Here is a 17,900-nt window from a genome sequence, read left to right on the forward strand (position 1 = left end):
ATTCCTTTAATCGCAAAGGTACTTGCTTGTTTTAACTATTATAATAGCAGTACTTAGGCATAGTAATCTATTGATGATGAAGTTTGTTGTCGAGAACTTTGTGCAGTGTCATTTGCTTGCTCGTCGTTTTCATCATTAACTGACTTATTATTAGCCAAATTACCTTGGGCTCCACTCTCACTTTGCTCAGCTGTTTCACCACCTGATTGCCCATAAGAAATAGTGCTTTCACCAAGCTCTAGCCCTTGTTGCGCTAACATTTCACGTAAGCGCGGCATTGATTGCTCAAGTGCTTCTTTTGCTTGCTGGTTTTGTACAACAAAGTTTATATGTGCTTGTTCTGCATCGCTACGAATACGTATTTGCATGCTGCCCATTTCTGGAGGATCGAGGCGAATTTCTGCTTCTTTATTATTAATGCTCAGCATTGAGCTAACGCGCTCTTGCAGTAATTTAGCTGCATCACTTTTAACAATATTAATTGCCTGCATTACACCTGGATCAATACTTACTTGCTTAACTTGTGATGTACTTTGTAATTGTTGAGTTTGTATTATTTGGGTATCAAGTAAGCTCTGCTCGTAACTTAATGAGTCGTATTGGCTTAATGTGCTCGTTTGCTGAGTATTTAAAGCTGCTGTAATTTGCGTAAATACTTGTGCTACGCGTGCAGGAGTTTGTTCTGCCGTTATTTTTCTAAGCCCATCTTTTTGTAACTCTTCAAGTGATTTTAATAAATCATCACGCTTAGTTGAGGTTGTTACAGCTTTATTTAAATCAGCCCCTTCGTTTGTCGATGCCTTTAAGCTTAACTTTTGTGGATTATATACTGTATTAGGAGTCTCTGACGCCACAAACGTTTTTGAGTCTGTCTTAGCGGTATCGGCAAGTCCTATTTCAATTGAAGCTTTTAATTCATTAACTGTTTGCTTAAGCACTGCCAATTGCTCGCCTTTAGGCTGCTCTGTTTTAATATAAGCGTTTAATTGCGTTAATAAGCTTTGTTTTTCAGTTGTATTAAGTGAATTGATTTCTGCGCTAAAAGGATGTTTTGTTACCGTGCTTTGCGCTTTTTCGTTATCAGTAATAAATTGTGCAAGCATTTGCTTAAGATTTGAAGTACTACTAGCTGCGCTATTTGTTGAATCAGTATTCTCTAATACCTTAACTTGCGCGTTAAGTTGTGAGCGTTGCTCAGGCGTTAAACTAGCAATAACGCTATTAGCTTTAATTAAGCTCGCATCTTTCGTCATTAGAGTATCTATTGCTACACCTTTTTCACTCTCAGATGTCTGTGAACTTGCTTGTGTCGTTTGTGATTCAGTTAAAGGAGGTGGCGATACAGATGGAGCTTCTGTAAGTATTGCTGTTGGCAGCACTATATTCTTTGCACTTTTACTGACAGGTATATCTTGAGCTAATTGATCCTTTATATCCATTGAAACTAATTCAGTGTCATCAACTATAGGGCCTAGACTGTCATCGGGCTTTTTATTTATAGAATTTAATGGGCTTTCAATAGCTTTGGCAACATCACTTTTACGATGCTTGCCTTCATTTAATGGTAATGAATTCAAAGATGCTGAGCTTAAGCTATCACTTTTTGAATCAGTTAATTTAGCCGTTTTAGAGTCTACATTAGTGGCAATTAGATTTTGCACTACACTGGCTGTATTCGCTTCTTCAGGCGATACTTCATCACTTGTATTAGTGGATGCAATTACTCGTGTGCTTTGTAATTCTGAATTCTCTATTTCTGTGTTTTCTATGTCTGTATTCTCTGCTTGTGTAGCTTCTAACTCTGCATTTTCTGATTCTATACTTTTAGTTGCATCGAACGGCTTATTAATCGAGGTGCTCATTGCTTGTGCTGAATTAATTTGATCAAGCATCTCAACCGATACAAAAGTAACTTCGTCTGTTGTTATTTCATCTAGCTTTACGCTCAGATTTTCATTTTCTTCTGGCTGTTTATGCTTAGTTATGGCAATCGAGTTTTCGGCATCAGGATTTTTATTGCCCTTAAGCAAAGGCCCCATAGAGTTATGCGCTTCGTTTAGCTGGCTTAAAAATTCCTCGCCTAAATTTCCTTCGCCATTAGCTAAGCTATTGTCTTTAAAAGCTAACAGTGAATCTTTTTCAGAAGAAACTAAAAACGAAATGTTATTCATCGCCATAAATCACCTAATACCATTACGGCAATATGCCACCGCATACCGCCAAAAGTTAAATACCACTAAGTAACAAAGCAATTAACGTGCCTGAATTACAAAGCTTTCCGACGTTGAAAAAACTGATTAGCTGAAAACTCATCTAACATTTTTTGCTCGTTTTTAGCCATTAATGCATTTGCTTTGAGTTTTTGATTCTCGATTAATTTGGCAACTGCTTTAGCTTTAATTTGCTGCTTAAGCCATAGCGTTTTACGTTGAGTAACAACTTGCTTAGCGGTATTTACTGTACTTGCTTGTTGGCGAATTGCCTCTTCAATTTTAGCTATAAAAGCATGGTACTGACCAAACCCTGCACTAGATAAACCCGACTTACCTTTTAGGTGTAACTGTTGAGAATATTCAAGTCTAAAGTTATTTAAGCCTTGCAGCTTTTGTTGATTTGCTTGCAAATTTTGATTGGCTTGTAAGTAACTCATGCGCAAATTTTCTTCTTTATCATTTTCAATTTTGAGCAATAAATCGAGTTTATTTTTAGCCATTATGCTTGTCCTAGTAACTGAGCAAGACCTTGCAGACCATCATCGTAACTAATGACATCTCGCATACCTTGTTGTAAAAATGCATTTACTCTTGGCATCATATTTATGGCTTGGTCGAGCATTTGATCGGTCCCTTTTTGATAAGCACCTAAAGTAATCATATCTTTGTTTTGTTGATACATTGAATAAACTTGCTTAAGTACACGGGCTTGTTGCATGTGTGGTTCAGAAACGACTTGAGGCATAACACGCGAAATCGATTTTTCTATATCTATAGCGGGATAGTGCCCGCTGTCGGCTAAATCACGCGATAATACAATGTGGCCATCTAAAATAGCTCGCGCTGCATCAGCAATAGGGTCTTGCATATCATCGCCTTCACTCAACACCGTAAAAAAGGCGGTAATTGAACCTTGCCCTTCACCGCCATTACCAGCACGTTCCACCAGCGCAGGTAATTTAGCAAACACCGAAGGCGGATAACCCTTTGTAGCAGGCGGCTCGCCTACAGCAAGTGCAATTTCACGTTGCGCCATTGCATAACGCGTTACCGAATCGAGTAACAATAATACGTTTAAACCCTGATCTCTAAAATACTCTGCAATAGTTACGGCGCTCTCACAGCCTTTTAAACGCATAAGCGGTGATGAATCAGCGGGCGCTGCGACAACAACTGAACGTTTGCGCCCCTCTACACCGAGTATTTCTTCAATAAATTCTTTTACTTCGCGACCACGCTCCCCCACTAAGCCAACAACAATGACATCGGCTTCGCTACCTCGGGTCATCATACCGAGAAGTACTGATTTACCCACACCAGAGCCTGCAAACAAGCCCATGCGCTGGCCTTGCCCTACTGTAATAACCGAGTTAATAGCACGCACACCTACATCCATAGGCTTAGTGATTGGTCTTCTTGAAAGCGGGTTTATAGTATTTTGTGCAAACTTTAAATGATGCTCAGCATTAATTTTACCAAGGCCATCTAGCGGTCGCCCTAATCCATCAACCACGCGCCCTAGTAAACTCATCCCTACAGGTAAACCTAAGTTATTAACTTGAGGAATTACACGCGCACCAGGAAGTACACCAGAGATATGATCATTAGGCATTAAGTACAAAGTTTGATCGTTAAAACCGACTATTTCGGCGTCTACAAAGCCGTTCATAGTTTCTATTTTACATTGGCTACCAACGGGAGCACGTAAACCTCTAGCCTCAAGGGTAAGGCCAACAACACGCGTTAAAATACCTGCCACAGCAGGCGCTGGGGTTTTTATATGTTGTTGATATTGAGATAAGCGTTCGCTTAAAGGTGCACGTTGAGTTGACATAACACGCCAATAAAATAGTTAGATACCACTATTATGCAAAAAACTATCCAACGTTTCTTTGACACGTGTTTTAAGGGTCATATCGAGTGATGATTGCGCTGTTTTAACTTCACAGCCACCGCGCTCAAGAGTGGGCTCTGCCATTAATTGCCAGTTATTATCAATAATGGTTTGTTCACCGTAACTCTCTTTTATGAGCTCTAAATCTTCGGGGTTTAAATGAATTCGTACTTTTTCTTGCTCGGCATTAAGAGAATCTATACTTTGCTTTAACGTATGTAAGATCACATCTGGCGATGTTTTTACTTCTTGATAAATAACAGCTTCCGCTAACATACTAGCAAGTTGTACTAATTGCTTTTCAGCTTGTTCATCGACTTTATCTAGCGGTGCAGTAAGTCCCTCTAAAATAGTTTTTAAACTTGTTAACTGCTCTTCAATTAATGGTTTTACGTCATCAAGGCCTTTGGTTTTACCTTGCTCTAAGCCTTCTTTGTAGCCAGCCTCTTTGCCTTCGCCAACGCCTTTTTCAAAACCGTCTATGTAGCCTTGCTCATGACCTTGCTTGAGGCCTTCTTCGTAGGCGTCTTGCCTAATGCGTTCAAGCTCAACCATAGTAAGCGCAGGCAATTCTGGTTCTTGTGGCTCATCAATTGGCATTTCTTCAGCTAATTCTTTTTTATACAGATCAATAAGCGGTGTACCGTAAGCTGTAGAGCGATTGCCAAAGCTGCTCTCATCTGGTGCTACATCTGGAATAGCCCAGTTTTTTAATAATTCATCTGCTTCATCAGCCCGAAGTGTGCGCCCTTTGAGTTTGCTCATGGTTTACAAGAACTCCTCGCCGCCGCCGCCGCCCAGCTGAATTTCACCTGAGTCAGATAAACGACGCGCTGTTGATAAAATCTCTTTTTGCGCCGCTTCTACTTCACTTATACGAACAGGTGCCATAGCTTCTAAATCATCAGCAAGCATTTCGGCTGCACGCTTAGACATATTGCCCAGTATCTTATCTTTAAGGGCATCGTCGGTGCCTTTAATTGCTTTCATTAATACGTCTTGTTGTACTTCTCGTAGGATTGCTTGAATACCACGGTCTTCAACATCCATTAAGTTTTCAAACACAAACATTAAGTCTTGAATTTGCTGCGACATCTCTTCGTCATGCTCACGAATAGAGTCCATTAACTGCCCTTCTACATTGGTATCTAGGTAGTTCATAATATCTGCAGCTGCTTTTAAGCCGCCCATTTTAGCGGCTTGTGCACCTGCTTGGCCGGCAAATTGTTTTTCCATAATTTCGTTTAGCTCTTGCAGTGCTGCTGGCTGAACTTCTTCAAGGTTTGCAATACGCATTGTTAAATCTAAACGCACTTTTTCAGGGAACTGAGCAATAATCTCAGCTGACTGTTCTGGCTCTAAATACGATAATACAATAGTTTGAATTTGCGGATGCTCATTACGAATAATGTTTGCTACCTGCTTAGAGTCCATCCATTTTAATGAATCCAAGCCTTTAGCACCTGAGCCCATAACAATTTGGTCAATAAGGCTAGCGGCTTTGTCTTCACCAAGTGCTGCTGTAAGCGCTTTTTTAATAAAGTCTTCTGACTGAAAACCAATGGTACTAAAGCTTTGAATTTGTTCTATAAACAAGTTGTGTACAGCGCTAATTTTAGCTTGAGATAAATCCTGTAGCCCAGCCATCGCCATACCCACTTTTTGCACCTGTTTAGGTTCTAAGTGTTTAAGAATTTGCGCGGCATCTTCTTCTGATAAACTCAAAAGTAATATAGCGGCTTTATCTACCCCATCTAGCTTATCAACATCAAAGGCTGGCGGGAGTTGTTTTTGTTCTTGATCAGTCATCTTCTGTTAACCACGCTTTCACTACTTGTGATGATAGTTCTGGTTCGTTAGCTACAAGGGCACGAATTGCTTTGAGTAAATCTTCGTCGCCATGTAAATCCGGTAACTGCAGTGTACCATCACTTGAGAAACCAACCGAAGCAGAATCAAAGTCTTTATTTAGCATATCAAGTGTATTGTCGCCAATATCTACGCCTGAACTTAATGCATCTTCGTCGTATTCTTCTAGTGTATCGTCTGGGTAAATTAAGCGCTTAAGCATTGGTTTTACTACTGCCATTATCAATACAATTATAACTAAGGCGCCTAGTACAAGGCGGGCTATTTTCATAAACCAGTCTTGTTCCCACAGTGGCACTTCTATTGCTAAATTTGTTGCTTCACGTACAAACGGCACTGTTACTACTTCAAGTGCATCACCACGTTGCATATCAAAACCTACACCACCTTGTAGTAAGCGACGAATATTTGACAATGCCTCTACCGAGCGCGGGGCCATAGTTGTTTCGCCGTTTTCTCCCACTTTAGGGACATAGTCAACAGCAACTGACACACTTATTCTGCGTATTACACCACTTTGCTGGCGCTTGTGAGAAATAGTTGTATCGAGTTCATAATTACGTGTTGCTTCTTTGTGGCTACGTGTTGGTGACGTAGCTGTGCCTGCGCCGCCTTGTCCTGCAACTTCAGGGATGTTTGAGTTTAGCGGTGGTTGATTTGTAAGCGCACCAGGAATACCAACAGCTAAACCACCAATGTTATTTTCTTCAAATGTGGTTTCGCTTCTAACCGCTGGTAGGTCTGGGTTATAACGCTTTTGAGTTTCCTCAACTGAGCTAAAGTCCATGCTCAAATCAACTTGAGCTGTATAGTTTGCAAGCCCAACAACCGGTATTAAAATACTGTCTATTTTTTCAAGATACTCTTGTTCGCGCTTACGTTCTAAATCGTATTCTTTACGAGAGCGTGCTGCTAATGAGCTTTGCGAACCTGAATTTAATAATCGACCATTTTGGTCAGTGACTGTAACACGTGCAGGCTCTAAGCCTTGTACTGCAGAAGCAATCATATCAACAACAGAGTCTACTTCTTCACGGTCAAGTGAGCGGCCACGCTTAAGTGTTAATACAACAGTAGCGGATGGTTTTTTCTCTCTGCGGGCAAATACGTTTTCTTTAGGGATGGCTAACAATACTTTGGCGCGAGTAATGTTATTTAGCTCTTCAATGGTGCGTGCTAATTGCTGTTCACGACCATGTTTTAAACGTTCACGCTCCAAGCGTTGGCTTACACCAAAGCCCATATCTTGCATAATTATGTCGGAGCCAGATGCAGGGCCTTGCTCTAACCCTTCGCGGGTCATTAGCAATTTAATGTTTTGGTATTCGCTTTCATCAACCGATACAACATTGCCATCTAGTTGGTATTCAATTTTTTGCGCATCTAAAAAGTCTAATGTTTGAATAAGTTCTTCTGTTTGCATTTTGCCTAACGGGCGCATATCTGGCTGACGAGCCCAAATAATAATAAAAATCGCGATAGCTAAACAAATAGCCAATGCTATAACCAATGTTACTTGGCGCAATACATCAACACCATTTAAAGCACTTAAGTAGCCTGACTTTTGTTCTTGTTGATCATCACCACCACTTTGGTCAATACCGCCACCAGCAAGTGCTAGGTCTGTAGATTGGTTAGATTGCGCCACAATAATTCTCCACTACCTAATTAAACAGGCATGTTCATGATTTCTTTATAAGCTTCAACAAGTTTATTACGAACCTGTACTGTAGCCTCAAAAGCAACTGACGATTTTTGAGAAGCAATCATCGCCTCAGCAAGAGATACACTTCGATCCCCCATCTCAACTGCTGTTACTTTTTGCGCGGCATCTTGTTGTAACCCGTGCACTGAATTTATTGCATCACTTAGCATGTCGCCAAATTGTGCTGTAGAAGTAGTCTGCACCTGAGTTGGCAGTTTATTAGTTTGATTATTACGGCCGGCTTCTAAAGCCATTGATTGCATTTCTTGAAATACAGCACTGTTTTGAATTTTCATAATTTATCTCTGACACGCAGTGAACTCTTATAAGTAATAAAGCACAAAGCATGCCAAATAATTAATCATTAAAATACAGTAGGTTAACTTTAATTTGTGTGAGTCAGAGTTTTGACAACCCTAAGCTCGCAGCGCAAACTTAGGGTTTATAGGAGGTTATGCAGGAAGTGAAATACCTAAATCGCGCATTTGCGCTAGTTTATAACGTAAAGTTCGTGGGCTTATACCCAACGTTTCAGCAACGTCTTTACGCTTACCTTGGCAACGTGCAAGGGTTTCTAAAATAATACGATGCTCTTTGTCTTTAAGCTCATCTTTATAGCTACCGGTATCTGCCGCTAGCAAACCTTGATTAGGCTCATCCTCGGCATGCGATTTTTCATCATAATATGCAGAGCTTAACGTGCTTTTATCAACACCTTTATCTGCATGAGCTAATTCTGTTGGCGATACGGTTTGCGCCGGTGCCAATGAAGGCTCCATAACAAAGTTATTAGATACTAAGTTTTCGATAAAAATAGCATGCTCGTTTATTGTGTTACCCGTGCGCAGTATAAGCGCACGCTGTATAACATTATCAAGCTCGCGTACATTACCAGGCCACGCGTGAGCCAGTAACTTTTGCTCAGCAGCTTTATCTAAATACGCCATAGGCTCTTTGCTTTTACTTATATGGCGCTCAATTAAATGCTTAGCCAATACAATAATATCGCCAGGGCGTTGGCACAATGGTCGCCACATAAGTGGAAAAACATTAAGCCTGTAATATAAATCTTCTCTAAACTGATTTTCAGACACAGCTTCTTTTAAATCACGATTACTGGTTGCCAAAATACGTACATCGAGCTGAATTGTTTTACGCCCCCCTAAACGCTCTACTTCACGTTCTTGCAGTACGCGTAAAAGTTTAGCTTGTAGCCCTAAGTCCATTTCAGTAATTTCATCAAGTAAAATAGTGCCGCCTTGTGCTTGCTCAAACTTACCCGGACATGCTTGAATCGCGCCCGTAAAAGCCCCTTTTTCGTAACCAAATAACGTGGCTTCGAGCATATTTTCAGGAATAGCCGCGCAGTTAATCGCTACAAATGGCTCATTACATCGGCTCGACTTATCATGAATATAACGCGCAAGTACTTCCTTACCTGAACCACTTGGGCCAAGTACCATTACACTTGCATCAGAGCGTGCTACTTTACTTGCAAGCTCCAATAATTGAATACTAGTTGGGTCAGCAACAATGGGGCCGTCGGTTTCTTTTTCTTTTTCAGGCAAATAACGGCTCACCATATTTAACAGCACTTCAGGTGCAAATGGTTTTGCCATGTAGTCAATTGCACCTAGGCGCATGGCCTCTACCGCATCGTCAATTGTGGCATACGCCGTCATCATCAATACAGGTAAATCAGGGTGGTTTAATTTAATACTGCGTAGTAAATCAAGTCCACTCATTGCGCCCATTTGCACGTCGCTTACAACAAGCGAAAATTGATCTTTTTTAAGCAGTAACATTGCTTGCTCAGCACTGCTCGCTGCAACACATTCAATACCCGACATTTCAAGGGTATCTATTAAGGCTTCACGAAGCCCTGCGTCATCTTCGACAACTAAAATAGTGTTACTCATAATGACCCCTCTAATTTAGATGTTGCCTTAATAGGCAGTAACAAGCTAAAGCAGGCACCACCCTGCGTATTATTAGTCACATCAACACGGCCTTGGTGCGCACTAGCCACCGAACTCACTACAGCAAGCCCTAAACCTGTGCCCTGACTTTTTGTAGTAAAAAATGGTTCAAAAATTTTATCGCTTTGGCTTAAATCAACACCAGGGCCATTGTCGCTCACACTAATACGAACCATATCTAAATCTTTTAAATCTCTTTGTGCGCTAATTTTTACTTTTGCGCCGCCGCCAATAACTTGAATACTATTGTGCACTAGATTTTGAATAGCACTGGCCAATGCCGTTTTATTACCAACTATTTGTATATCGGGTTCTGGTAAGCTTACATCCAGTTCACTTTCATTAAGTGCGACCATCGCATCAGCACCTGCTTTAACTTCGGTTAAAAGCTGCTGCATTGAAACTTGCTCAACAACTTGCTGATCGCCACTTTTAGCAAATAACAGCATGTCGTTTACTTGAGTTTCTAAATCTTTTAAACGCGACATTAACTTTGTTTGAAAGTTATCGCGAGATGCTTCGGGTAAGCGCTTTGACCCTAAATTAGCAGCATAAAGCATAGCGGCTGAGAGCGGCGTACGGACTTGATGCGCTAATGATGCAACCATTTTGCCCAGCGCGCTTAATCGCTGCATATGTGCAACACGTTTTTGTAAGCGGCGAGTTTCGGTTAAATCCGTCATTAAAATAAGTTGCCCAGGCTCTGGTGCTAAAGCAGTAATATCAAGTTTTATTAGGCGCCCGTCTTTTAAAGACACTTCGTGACCATCGTCTTGATGCGGCCTAAAAGAGCGCTGAATAACATTAAACCAGCGTTCGCCTTCAAGTGGCTCGCCAAGCATATCAATCGCTATTTGATTCGCTTTTGCAACCAACCCTTTGCCATCAAGTACAACCACACCTGCTGGCATGGTATCAACCAAGTGCGAAAGCCAACTTGCTTGCTTGCGCAGATCGCTTAATTCACCAATGTACTCCTCTTGAAGTAAACATGGGTTATACTGATTTGCAGAAAAAAACTGTGGTTTTAGCACGCTAGCAAGGGCCATAATCAAATCTCGAATTGATGTAGATACATGTCTAAATGCACGATTTATACCAAAATTTATTTACATACTTATCATTAAGTTACATCAATAATTTGAGCGACATAAAAATGACGCACACAAAAAGGAATAATAATGAGTGAGCAAAAAAAGTGCCGTTGCCCGTGGCTCGACACCACTAAACCCGACTACGTTATTTACCATGATGAAGAATGGGGCGTCCCTCTTTATGATGATACAAAGCTGTTTGAATTTATCACTCTTGAATCAGCGCAAGCCGGCTTAAGCTGGTACACAATTTTAAAAAAGCGCAGCGGTTATAAAAAAGCATTTGCTAATTTTGATGTAGATAAAGTGGCACAATTCACACAAGATGACATTGAGAGATTAATGCTTGATGAGGGTATTGTGCGCAATCGCTTAAAAATTGCGGCAACTGTTAACAACGCAAAGTGCTTTATAGAAATACAAAAAGAATTTGGAAGTTTTAGTAACTACCAATGGCAGTTTGTCGATAATAAACCGATTATAAGTAATTTAAATAACGCTGAGGACTACCCAGCAATTACAGAGGCATCAACTGCATTTGCTAAAGATTTAAAAAAACGGGGTTTTAAGTTTTTAGGCCCTACAACGGTATATGCGCATATGCAGGCCTGCGGTATGGTTAACGATCACAGTAATGATTGTTTTAGAAAAGAAGAAATTATTAAGACCTTTAGTGAGTAAGTGATTAGTTCACAAAGAGGTTAAGAGACGCTGCGCTTTAGAGAAGTAAAGCGTAAGTTGACTATGGTTTCTCATTTAGCTTCGTTTTTCTCTTTGTGAAATAACGTTTTATTTAAATGATTAAAAGCTACGCTTTTCACGCGAGCAAGCTCAGCGTCTACCGCCAAGGTTTAAGTTTGGGTTATCTTGTAGACGCCAAGCTTGCTTGCGTGACGGGCAAAGCCCCTAAAGTGATTGATCACAAATGAATAATAAATAACGAAAAGTATTTCACCATTTTCTTACTTCTAATCTCGTGAAAGATTATACTTTTTCATTTTCTCAACGAGTGTTGTTCTGCGAACCCCTAATATCTCTGCAGCGCGAGCTACAACGTAATCATAGCGCTCTAACGCTTGGGTAATTAAGCTTATTTCAAGTTCGGCTAAATAATCTTTAAGTTCAATACCATCATCTGGCAATAGCCCACTACCCGCTTGGCTAAACTTAGCGTCAGGCTCACTTTCGTAATCACTAAAGCCTGTGCTAAATATGTCGTTAAAGGCGTCTTTTTCCATTAACTCTTCAGGGTATTCTGGCTCGTAGGCTTCAACTTCAATGTAACGATATTTGTTAGGTAAATCAGGAATATCAACCACTTTGTCAGGGAACATAATAACCATACGCTCCACCAAATTAGCAAGCTCACGAATATTACCAGGCCAAGCATGTTCTTTTAAGCTCTCAACTGCGCGCTCTGTAAACTTAGCGGTAGAACCAGTCTGGTCGTTAACACGGCGCATTAACTCTTTTAAAAGCAGCGGTATATCATCAGCACGTTCACTAAGCGATGGGTTTTCGATAGGAAATACATTTAAGCGGTAATATAAATCTTCCCTAAAACTGCCCTCTTCAATCATTATTTCAAGATTACGATGCGTGGCCGCAATAACGCGTACATCAGCTTGGATAGCCTTTGTACCACCAACACGCTCGTAGCTGCGTTCTTGCAATACTCGCAGCAACTTAACTTGCATTTGCAGTGGCATATCGCCTATTTCATCTAAAAATAGCGTTCCACCTTGAGCTAGTTCAAAGCGCCCTTTACGAGCCGATATAGCACCAGTGAACGCGCCTTTTTCGTGGCCAAATAGTTCACTTTCGAGCAGCTCAGCCGGTATAGCACCACAGTTAACTGGTACAAATGGTCCATTAATACGCTTTGAAAGCAGGTGTACATTACGGGCAACCACTTCTTTACCTGTGCCTGATTCGCCTAAAATTAAAACATTAGCATCAGTTTTTGCCACTTGTTCAATTAAAAAGCGAACATCTTTGACTGCCTCTGTTTCACCAACAAGTCCATCAAAAGTTTTATGTGGTTTAGAATGCTTATGCTCATTAGGCAGCATACGCTGATACTGCTGGCAGTCGTGAAGTAACTGAGTTGTTACTTCGTGATTAAACGGCTCGCAAATAAGCCCCACTACATTAGCTATACTTAATAGTGGTTTTAGCGTTTCGCCAATTAACAAAAAGGGTAATGTTGGATAGCGTTTAATTAAGCTTTCGTGGTCAAGTGATTGCAATGCTCCTAAAATGATCATGCATTCTTGCTGCTGATATTTTTTGCATTCTTGTTCAAAGCAGTCTTCGCTTAATAGTTGAACAGCTTCACCAATAAAGCCAAGTGAAGCATTTAATCCTATTGCGCGGTTGTTATTATTATCTAAAATCAAGATCATATTTAGCGAGCCGTACTTTCACTAATTTGTATAATTAGTTAAATTGTAAGCCAGTTCAGCATGGATGCAAGTGATAGCGGCAGTTTTTTGACATAAACGCCAAAAAACAGGCGGGCTAGTTAAGTCAACCATACTTAATAGTTAATCATTAAGTATGGGTTATAGTTTTAACTTAGCCATTACTTAACTATTACCTAACTATAACTTAGCCCTAAAAATTAATTTACTCTGCAATAAAAATGCTATTGTTAGTAAATAAACTCAATTATAAATTTAAGTTGAAGTTACAAATGCCGATACATAAATAAGTGAAAATGCTTGGCATTAATATTGCTTTATTCTTATAAAAATATAAAAGCTTTATTAAATTTTCATATCAGTTTTATATAGAGTTTTTTATATTAGCTTTCACATAATTTTATTGTTTTAAATTTTAGGATCTTCCCATGGCTCATGTCTCAGTAAAAAAATACGGTCAAGTTCGTGCCAGTAGTATTGCCGAAATGGCCCCTTACGAACAAATAAACCTTATATTCAGTAATATTATCGGTCGCTTAGCAGCAACTAAAGGGTTTATCGAGCGCAAAGAAATACAAAAAAAAGGTGAAAATATTTCGGCCTGTGTTTTATTATTTGGTGCACTGCAAGACGCACTCAATTTAGAAGTAGAACAAGACCCTAGTATTTCTAACAATTTATTGGCACTTTACGATTACTGCCAACGCCGTTTAACACAAGCGAACATAAACAACGATATTGAAGCAATTATTGAAGTATCAAGTATTGTTAAAGAAATTAAAGAAGGTTGGGATAACATCCCGCTAGATCAACGCAGCCCTGCGGTTTAACTTTAATTATGGACGCGCCAGCATCTTCAGAGAAACTAACAAGCCATGCAGAGCATATACAAACGTTGCTTAGTAAAATTGAAGTGTTAGTAAATGATGATAACGCAGACGAAGCTCAGCCTTTTCTAGACACTTTAAATACTGAACTAAAGCAATGGTGCGAAAGTAGCGAAGGCCCAAGTACAGAGCAATTAGAATTAATTCAGCTTCGTATAAATACTATTTTAGTAAAAGCGAATAGTGCAAAAAACGAATCATCTAAAGCTATTATTAAACATAAAAAGTCAGGAAAGGCGATAAAAGCTTACAAAGCCATTTAGTAAATGGGTTTAATAAACTGCCTTTATTCTAACTAAATACATGGCTATAGCTTACTATTTGAATCAAAGAATAATACACAAAAAACCGCTAAATTTAAACTTAGCGGTTTTTTATTGATTCGTAATACCTTTAACTCAGCTCTTAATTTGATTGCCTAACTACGCCTGGCATGTTCTCTAATTGAGCTTGAACATAACTACTGGTGTTATTAAGGCTCGCTACTAATAAATCCATCGCATTATATTGAGCATATAGTCGAGACGATAGTGACTCCATTTTACTAGTAAGGCTCAAACGCTGATCATCTAAATCATCTAGTTGATTCGTTTTACTGTCGATTCTGTTTTGGATAATACCGTCGGAGTCTGTATAAAAGCTCATTAGCTCATCAAACGATTGTGCAAAGCCATCATCGTCATCACCTACAAAAAACTGTTGCACTAAATTTACATCTGCATCTATTTGCTCATCCAATGTTTCAGTATTTAGTGTTAAAACACCGTATCTATCTGTTTCAACACCTAATTGCGAAAGTGACAATGAGTTACCATCACCTAAATCAACTGATTCAGTGATTTCACTACGTAGTTTTGACATAACACCACGAAGTAATGAATCCCCAGCCATAACTCCAGCGCCAGCTTCACTTGAGGCACCCAAGTTATTACTAAGCTCTAACAGCTCATTGTAGCTACTGATAAAACTATTTAAACCTGCTCGTATATTATTATTATTTTCGGTAACAGCTATATCGCTCACATCATCGTCTGTATCATGGGGTTTTTTAGCTGTAATATCCACGCCATCAATCACATTACTAAACTCATTAGTATTGCTTGATACAGTCAACGTGCCATCAATTGTTATTTGTGCATTTTGAGCAGCATTAACTTGCGTTAAATTAGTTGTGTGGTTAGCAGGGTCTGCGTCTGATACATCATAAGTTAATCGAGATAACCCGCCTGTATCGGTATTATTACCGTCATCGTCTTGTACGGTTATTGTAATTGCGTTATCTTCACCCGTTTCTTTACTTGTAAGTACTAAATGCTGACCGGTATCACTGGTTATTATAGTGGCGACAACCGAATCATTGCTATCGCTGCCAGTAAAAGGGCCGTTATTAATTTGGTCTCGTAAATCTTCTAATGTATTTGTAGCCGATAAAACAGTAGAAAAACTATTTGCACCAGAGCCTATTGTAATTACGCCAGCTCCAATTGCTTCATCCGCAGCAAATGCAGGGGATGATAACTTATGAGCTTGTGCTAATGCATCTACTTTCACATTATAACTACCTGGTTGAGCATCTTTATCTGAACTGATAGATATAAAATCATCGCTACCTGAGACACTGCGCTGTTGATAACTATCAACATCACCCAATGCATCCATTGACGTTTGTACTTTTTCGAGCGCCGACTTTAACGCACCAACAGCAGAAATATCTGTTGTTAATTTACCTTCGGTATTATTTAACCGAGCTTCAGCGGGGGCTTGTTCAGCATTAACTAGTGCATCGACAATATCTGATACTGCTAACCCAGAACCTAAACCAGTAAACGAAATCGCCATGCTACACCTCTTAAATACATAAAAACTAACTTAACTCTTAATAATTAACACTTGAAAGTGAATATTTTGAGCTGATTGCTACACTGTTTGGTCAATTAAAATACCGGCAGATTCAGACAGTTTAGACACCAAACTTAATACTTCTTCAGAAGGATACTGCTTGATAACTTCGCCGCTGTCTTTATCGAGCACTTTAATCACATCACGACCTGAATCTTCATCAACTTTAAATTGCAAACTACGGTTCATTTCGCCCATAAAGTCCTGCAATTGTTGCGCCATTTTCTCTAACTGTTCGCGCTCTAACGGCTGAGCTTTTTCATCTTGATTGTTATTTTTGTATTGGTTTTGCTGTAATCGTTGTTGATTTTGTGTATCAGCTTGCTTTACATCGTCAACAGCGCGTTCAGTTAGCGAACTAGCAGCTTGCCCTACTTGCTTATCATCACCAGCAGCAGGAGTCGGTAATGTTGTAACCTCTGCGTTTGAAGTAATTGTATTCATAACAGATTCCTATTTTTCACTTAATTAAACCAACAATAGCTTAGTTTATATTCTTAAAACACAAAAGGAGGTAGCTAAAGCCACCTCCTTTTTTAAAATACTAATACTGACTTTATGTATTAGTTAGCTAACTATTAAGCTACTAACTTAACTTATTAACCTAATAAGCTAAGTGCTGTTTGTGGTAACTGGTTCGCTTGAGACAAGATTGACGTACCCGCTTGTTGTAGTATTTGGTTTTTCGTCATTTCAGCAGTTTCAGTTGCAAAATCAGTATCCTGAATACGGCTACGTGATGCTGATAAATTCTCCTCAATATTCGCTAAATTGTTAATTGTGTAACCAAAGCGATTTTGAATTGCACCTAAATCTGCGCGATTGCTGTCTATTTTAGACAGTGCTGCATCAATAATAGATAAGGCGTTTTGAGAGCCATCAACACTCGTTAAGTCTACCTTATCAATACTGGTTAATGCTGAGTCAGCAGCCGTTCCTATTGTAGTATCTGAGGTCGATGTTTTGAATGTATTATCAGAAGTTAAATTCACAGTACCCGCTATTCGAGCAGTAACATCACCACCTTCCGTCAAAGCGCTAGCTTGACCAGCCGTGCCATCATATTTTAATGAAGTAATGTCTATTGAATCAGTAGCTCCTGCCGAGCTAGTAAAAGCTGCAAGTGTTATATCTTCGCCAGTGCTATTTGATAATATTAAATCGCCTGAATCATCTATCGACGCGCTTACACCTGTCGTAGATGACTTATCGTTTATAGCTGTAGCTAACCCACTTACATCTGTAGCTGAAGCTGTAGAGCTAATTGTTTGACCATTTAAAGAAAAACCAATAGTACCAGTATCTATTGTTGATGCCGTTATTTTAACGCCTGTTTTAGAGTCAGCAGAAACCCCTGTAGTACCTGACTGAAGGTTGACTGCCTTAGCTATATCCAAGGCGGAATCGCCATTTGTAACTGTGATTGTCTTAGATTCAACCCCTTCAATAGTAAAACTACCTGTAGTTCCATTACCAGTAGCTAACGAAGTACCTGCAACAACAGACCCTAAACCAGCAGTGCCTCCTGCGTATAGTGCTAAATCATTACTTCCTAGTGATTTTGCGTCGATATTACCCAACGATATTGAAATTGATTCATTTGCATTAGCCCCAACTTGAAATGCCTTAGTACCGAAGCTACCATCCAATAAATTCTGCCCACCAAAAGACGTTGTTTCGGCAATGCGCGTTAATTCTGATTTTAATGCAGTCACTTCTTTATTTAATGACTGGCGATCTTTATCTGAATTTGAGCCATTTGAAGATTGTAATGCTAGTTCACGCATACGCTGAAGAATATCTGTAGATGACTGCATCGCCCCCTCGGCTGTTTGCGCCATTGAAATACCATCGTTAGCATTTCGTTGCGCTACAGCTAAACCATTAATTTGCGATGTCATACGATTCGAAATCTGCAAGCCAGCCGCATCATCTTT

The 17,900-nt window shown here is 39.7% G+C and carries 16 protein-coding genes; 3 read left to right on the plus strand and 13 right to left on the minus strand.

The features are described 5' to 3' along the window. Positions 1-53 precede the first annotated feature (53 nt). The 9 genes from H5088_RS09115 to H5088_RS09155 all read right to left on the minus strand — a co-directional run bounded on the left by H5088_RS09115 (position 54) and on the right by H5088_RS09155 (position 10,709). Positions 54-2,177, minus strand: a complete 2,124-nt coding sequence (locus tag H5088_RS09115) for a flagellar hook-length control protein FliK (RefSeq protein WP_182752710.1) — start codon at positions 2,175-2,177, stop codon at positions 54-56. A gap of 89 nt (positions 2,178-2,266) precedes the next feature. Then, complete coding sequence (fliJ, locus tag H5088_RS09120) at positions 2,267-2,713, minus strand: flagellar export protein FliJ (RefSeq protein WP_002959337.1); 447 nt, start codon at positions 2,711-2,713, stop codon at positions 2,267-2,269. Beyond that, positions 2,713-4,047: a flagellar protein export ATPase FliI gene (gene fliI / locus H5088_RS09125; protein WP_002959338.1), complete on the minus strand. Its 1,335-nt coding sequence runs from the start codon at positions 4,045-4,047 to the stop codon at positions 2,713-2,715. The genes fliJ and fliI overlap by 1 nt, the downstream gene beginning before the upstream one ends. Positions 4,048-4,065: 18 nt before the next feature. Beyond that, positions 4,066-4,872 (minus strand): flagellar assembly protein FliH, encoded by an 807-nt coding sequence (gene fliH, locus H5088_RS09130; RefSeq protein ID WP_182752711.1) that lies wholly within the window; start codon positions 4,870-4,872, stop codon positions 4,066-4,068. A gap of 3 nt (positions 4,873-4,875) precedes the next feature. Beyond that, on the minus strand, positions 4,876-5,916 hold the full coding sequence (gene fliG, locus H5088_RS09135) for a flagellar motor switch protein FliG (protein ID WP_007581881.1): 1,041 nt from the start codon (positions 5,914-5,916) through the stop codon (positions 4,876-4,878). Further along, positions 5,909-7,624, minus strand: coding sequence for a flagellar basal-body MS-ring/collar protein FliF (gene fliF / locus H5088_RS09140; RefSeq protein WP_039484629.1), 1,716 nt, complete (start codon positions 7,622-7,624; stop codon positions 5,909-5,911). Before fliF ends, fliG begins: the two co-directional genes overlap by 8 nt. 20 nt (positions 7,625-7,644) lie before the next feature. Then, on the minus strand, positions 7,645-7,977 hold the full coding sequence (fliE, locus tag H5088_RS09145) for a flagellar hook-basal body complex protein FliE (protein ID WP_138488709.1): 333 nt from the start codon (positions 7,975-7,977) through the stop codon (positions 7,645-7,647). A 156-nt stretch (positions 7,978-8,133) separates the two neighbouring features. After that, complete coding sequence (locus H5088_RS09150; RefSeq protein WP_182732715.1) at positions 8,134-9,600, minus strand: sigma-54 dependent transcriptional regulator; 1,467 nt, start codon at positions 9,598-9,600, stop codon at positions 8,134-8,136. Next, positions 9,597-10,709: a PAS domain-containing sensor histidine kinase gene (locus tag H5088_RS09155; RefSeq protein ID WP_182752712.1), complete on the minus strand. Its 1,113-nt coding sequence runs from the start codon at positions 10,707-10,709 to the stop codon at positions 9,597-9,599. The genes H5088_RS09150 and H5088_RS09155 overlap by 4 nt, the downstream gene beginning before the upstream one ends. Before the next feature lie 132 nt (positions 10,710-10,841). Between H5088_RS09155 and H5088_RS09160 the strand changes: the two genes are divergently transcribed. Continuing rightward, entirely contained in the window at positions 10,842-11,435 is a 594-nt protein-coding gene (locus H5088_RS09160; protein WP_182752713.1) for a DNA-3-methyladenine glycosylase I, read from the plus strand. 287 nt (positions 11,436-11,722) lie between these two features. On the opposite strand, the gene H5088_RS09165 is transcribed toward H5088_RS09160, so the two are convergent. Continuing rightward, the gene (locus tag H5088_RS09165; RefSeq protein ID WP_182752714.1) at positions 11,723-13,159 is read right to left on the minus strand and encodes a sigma-54-dependent Fis family transcriptional regulator; all 1,437 of its coding nucleotides are present in this window, start codon (positions 13,157-13,159) and stop codon (positions 11,723-11,725) included. 446 nt (positions 13,160-13,605) lie between these two features. Between H5088_RS09165 and fliS the strand changes: the two genes are divergently transcribed. Both fliS and H5088_RS09175 read left to right on the plus strand, forming a co-directional pair. Beyond that, positions 13,606-14,007 (plus strand): flagellar export chaperone FliS, encoded by a 402-nt coding sequence (gene fliS, locus H5088_RS09170; protein WP_024599221.1) that lies wholly within the window; start codon positions 13,606-13,608, stop codon positions 14,005-14,007. 8 nt (positions 14,008-14,015) lie between these two features. Continuing rightward, positions 14,016-14,327, plus strand: a complete 312-nt coding sequence (locus tag H5088_RS09175; RefSeq protein WP_182752715.1) for a hypothetical protein — start codon at positions 14,016-14,018, stop codon at positions 14,325-14,327. 142 nt (positions 14,328-14,469) lie between these two features. Here the strand turns inward: H5088_RS09175 and fliD are convergent, their stop codons facing one another. The 3 genes from fliD to H5088_RS20450 all read right to left on the minus strand — a co-directional run. Continuing rightward, positions 14,470-15,903, minus strand: a complete 1,434-nt coding sequence (fliD, locus tag H5088_RS09180; RefSeq protein WP_182752716.1) for a flagellar filament capping protein FliD — start codon at positions 15,901-15,903, stop codon at positions 14,470-14,472. 78 nt (positions 15,904-15,981) lie between these two features. After that, positions 15,982-16,407, minus strand: a complete 426-nt coding sequence (locus H5088_RS09185) for a flagellar protein FlaG (protein ID WP_182752717.1) — start codon at positions 16,405-16,407, stop codon at positions 15,982-15,984. A gap of 155 nt (positions 16,408-16,562) precedes the next feature. Further along, positions 16,563-17,900 (minus strand): flagellin (locus H5088_RS20450; RefSeq protein WP_182752718.1); only part of this gene is annotated, 1,338 nt, incomplete at its 5' end.

It is taken from the genome of Pseudoalteromonas sp. SR43-3, from assembly GCF_014163875.1.
GTDB classification, from domain to species: domain Bacteria; phylum Pseudomonadota; class Gammaproteobacteria; order Enterobacterales; family Alteromonadaceae; genus Pseudoalteromonas; species Pseudoalteromonas distincta.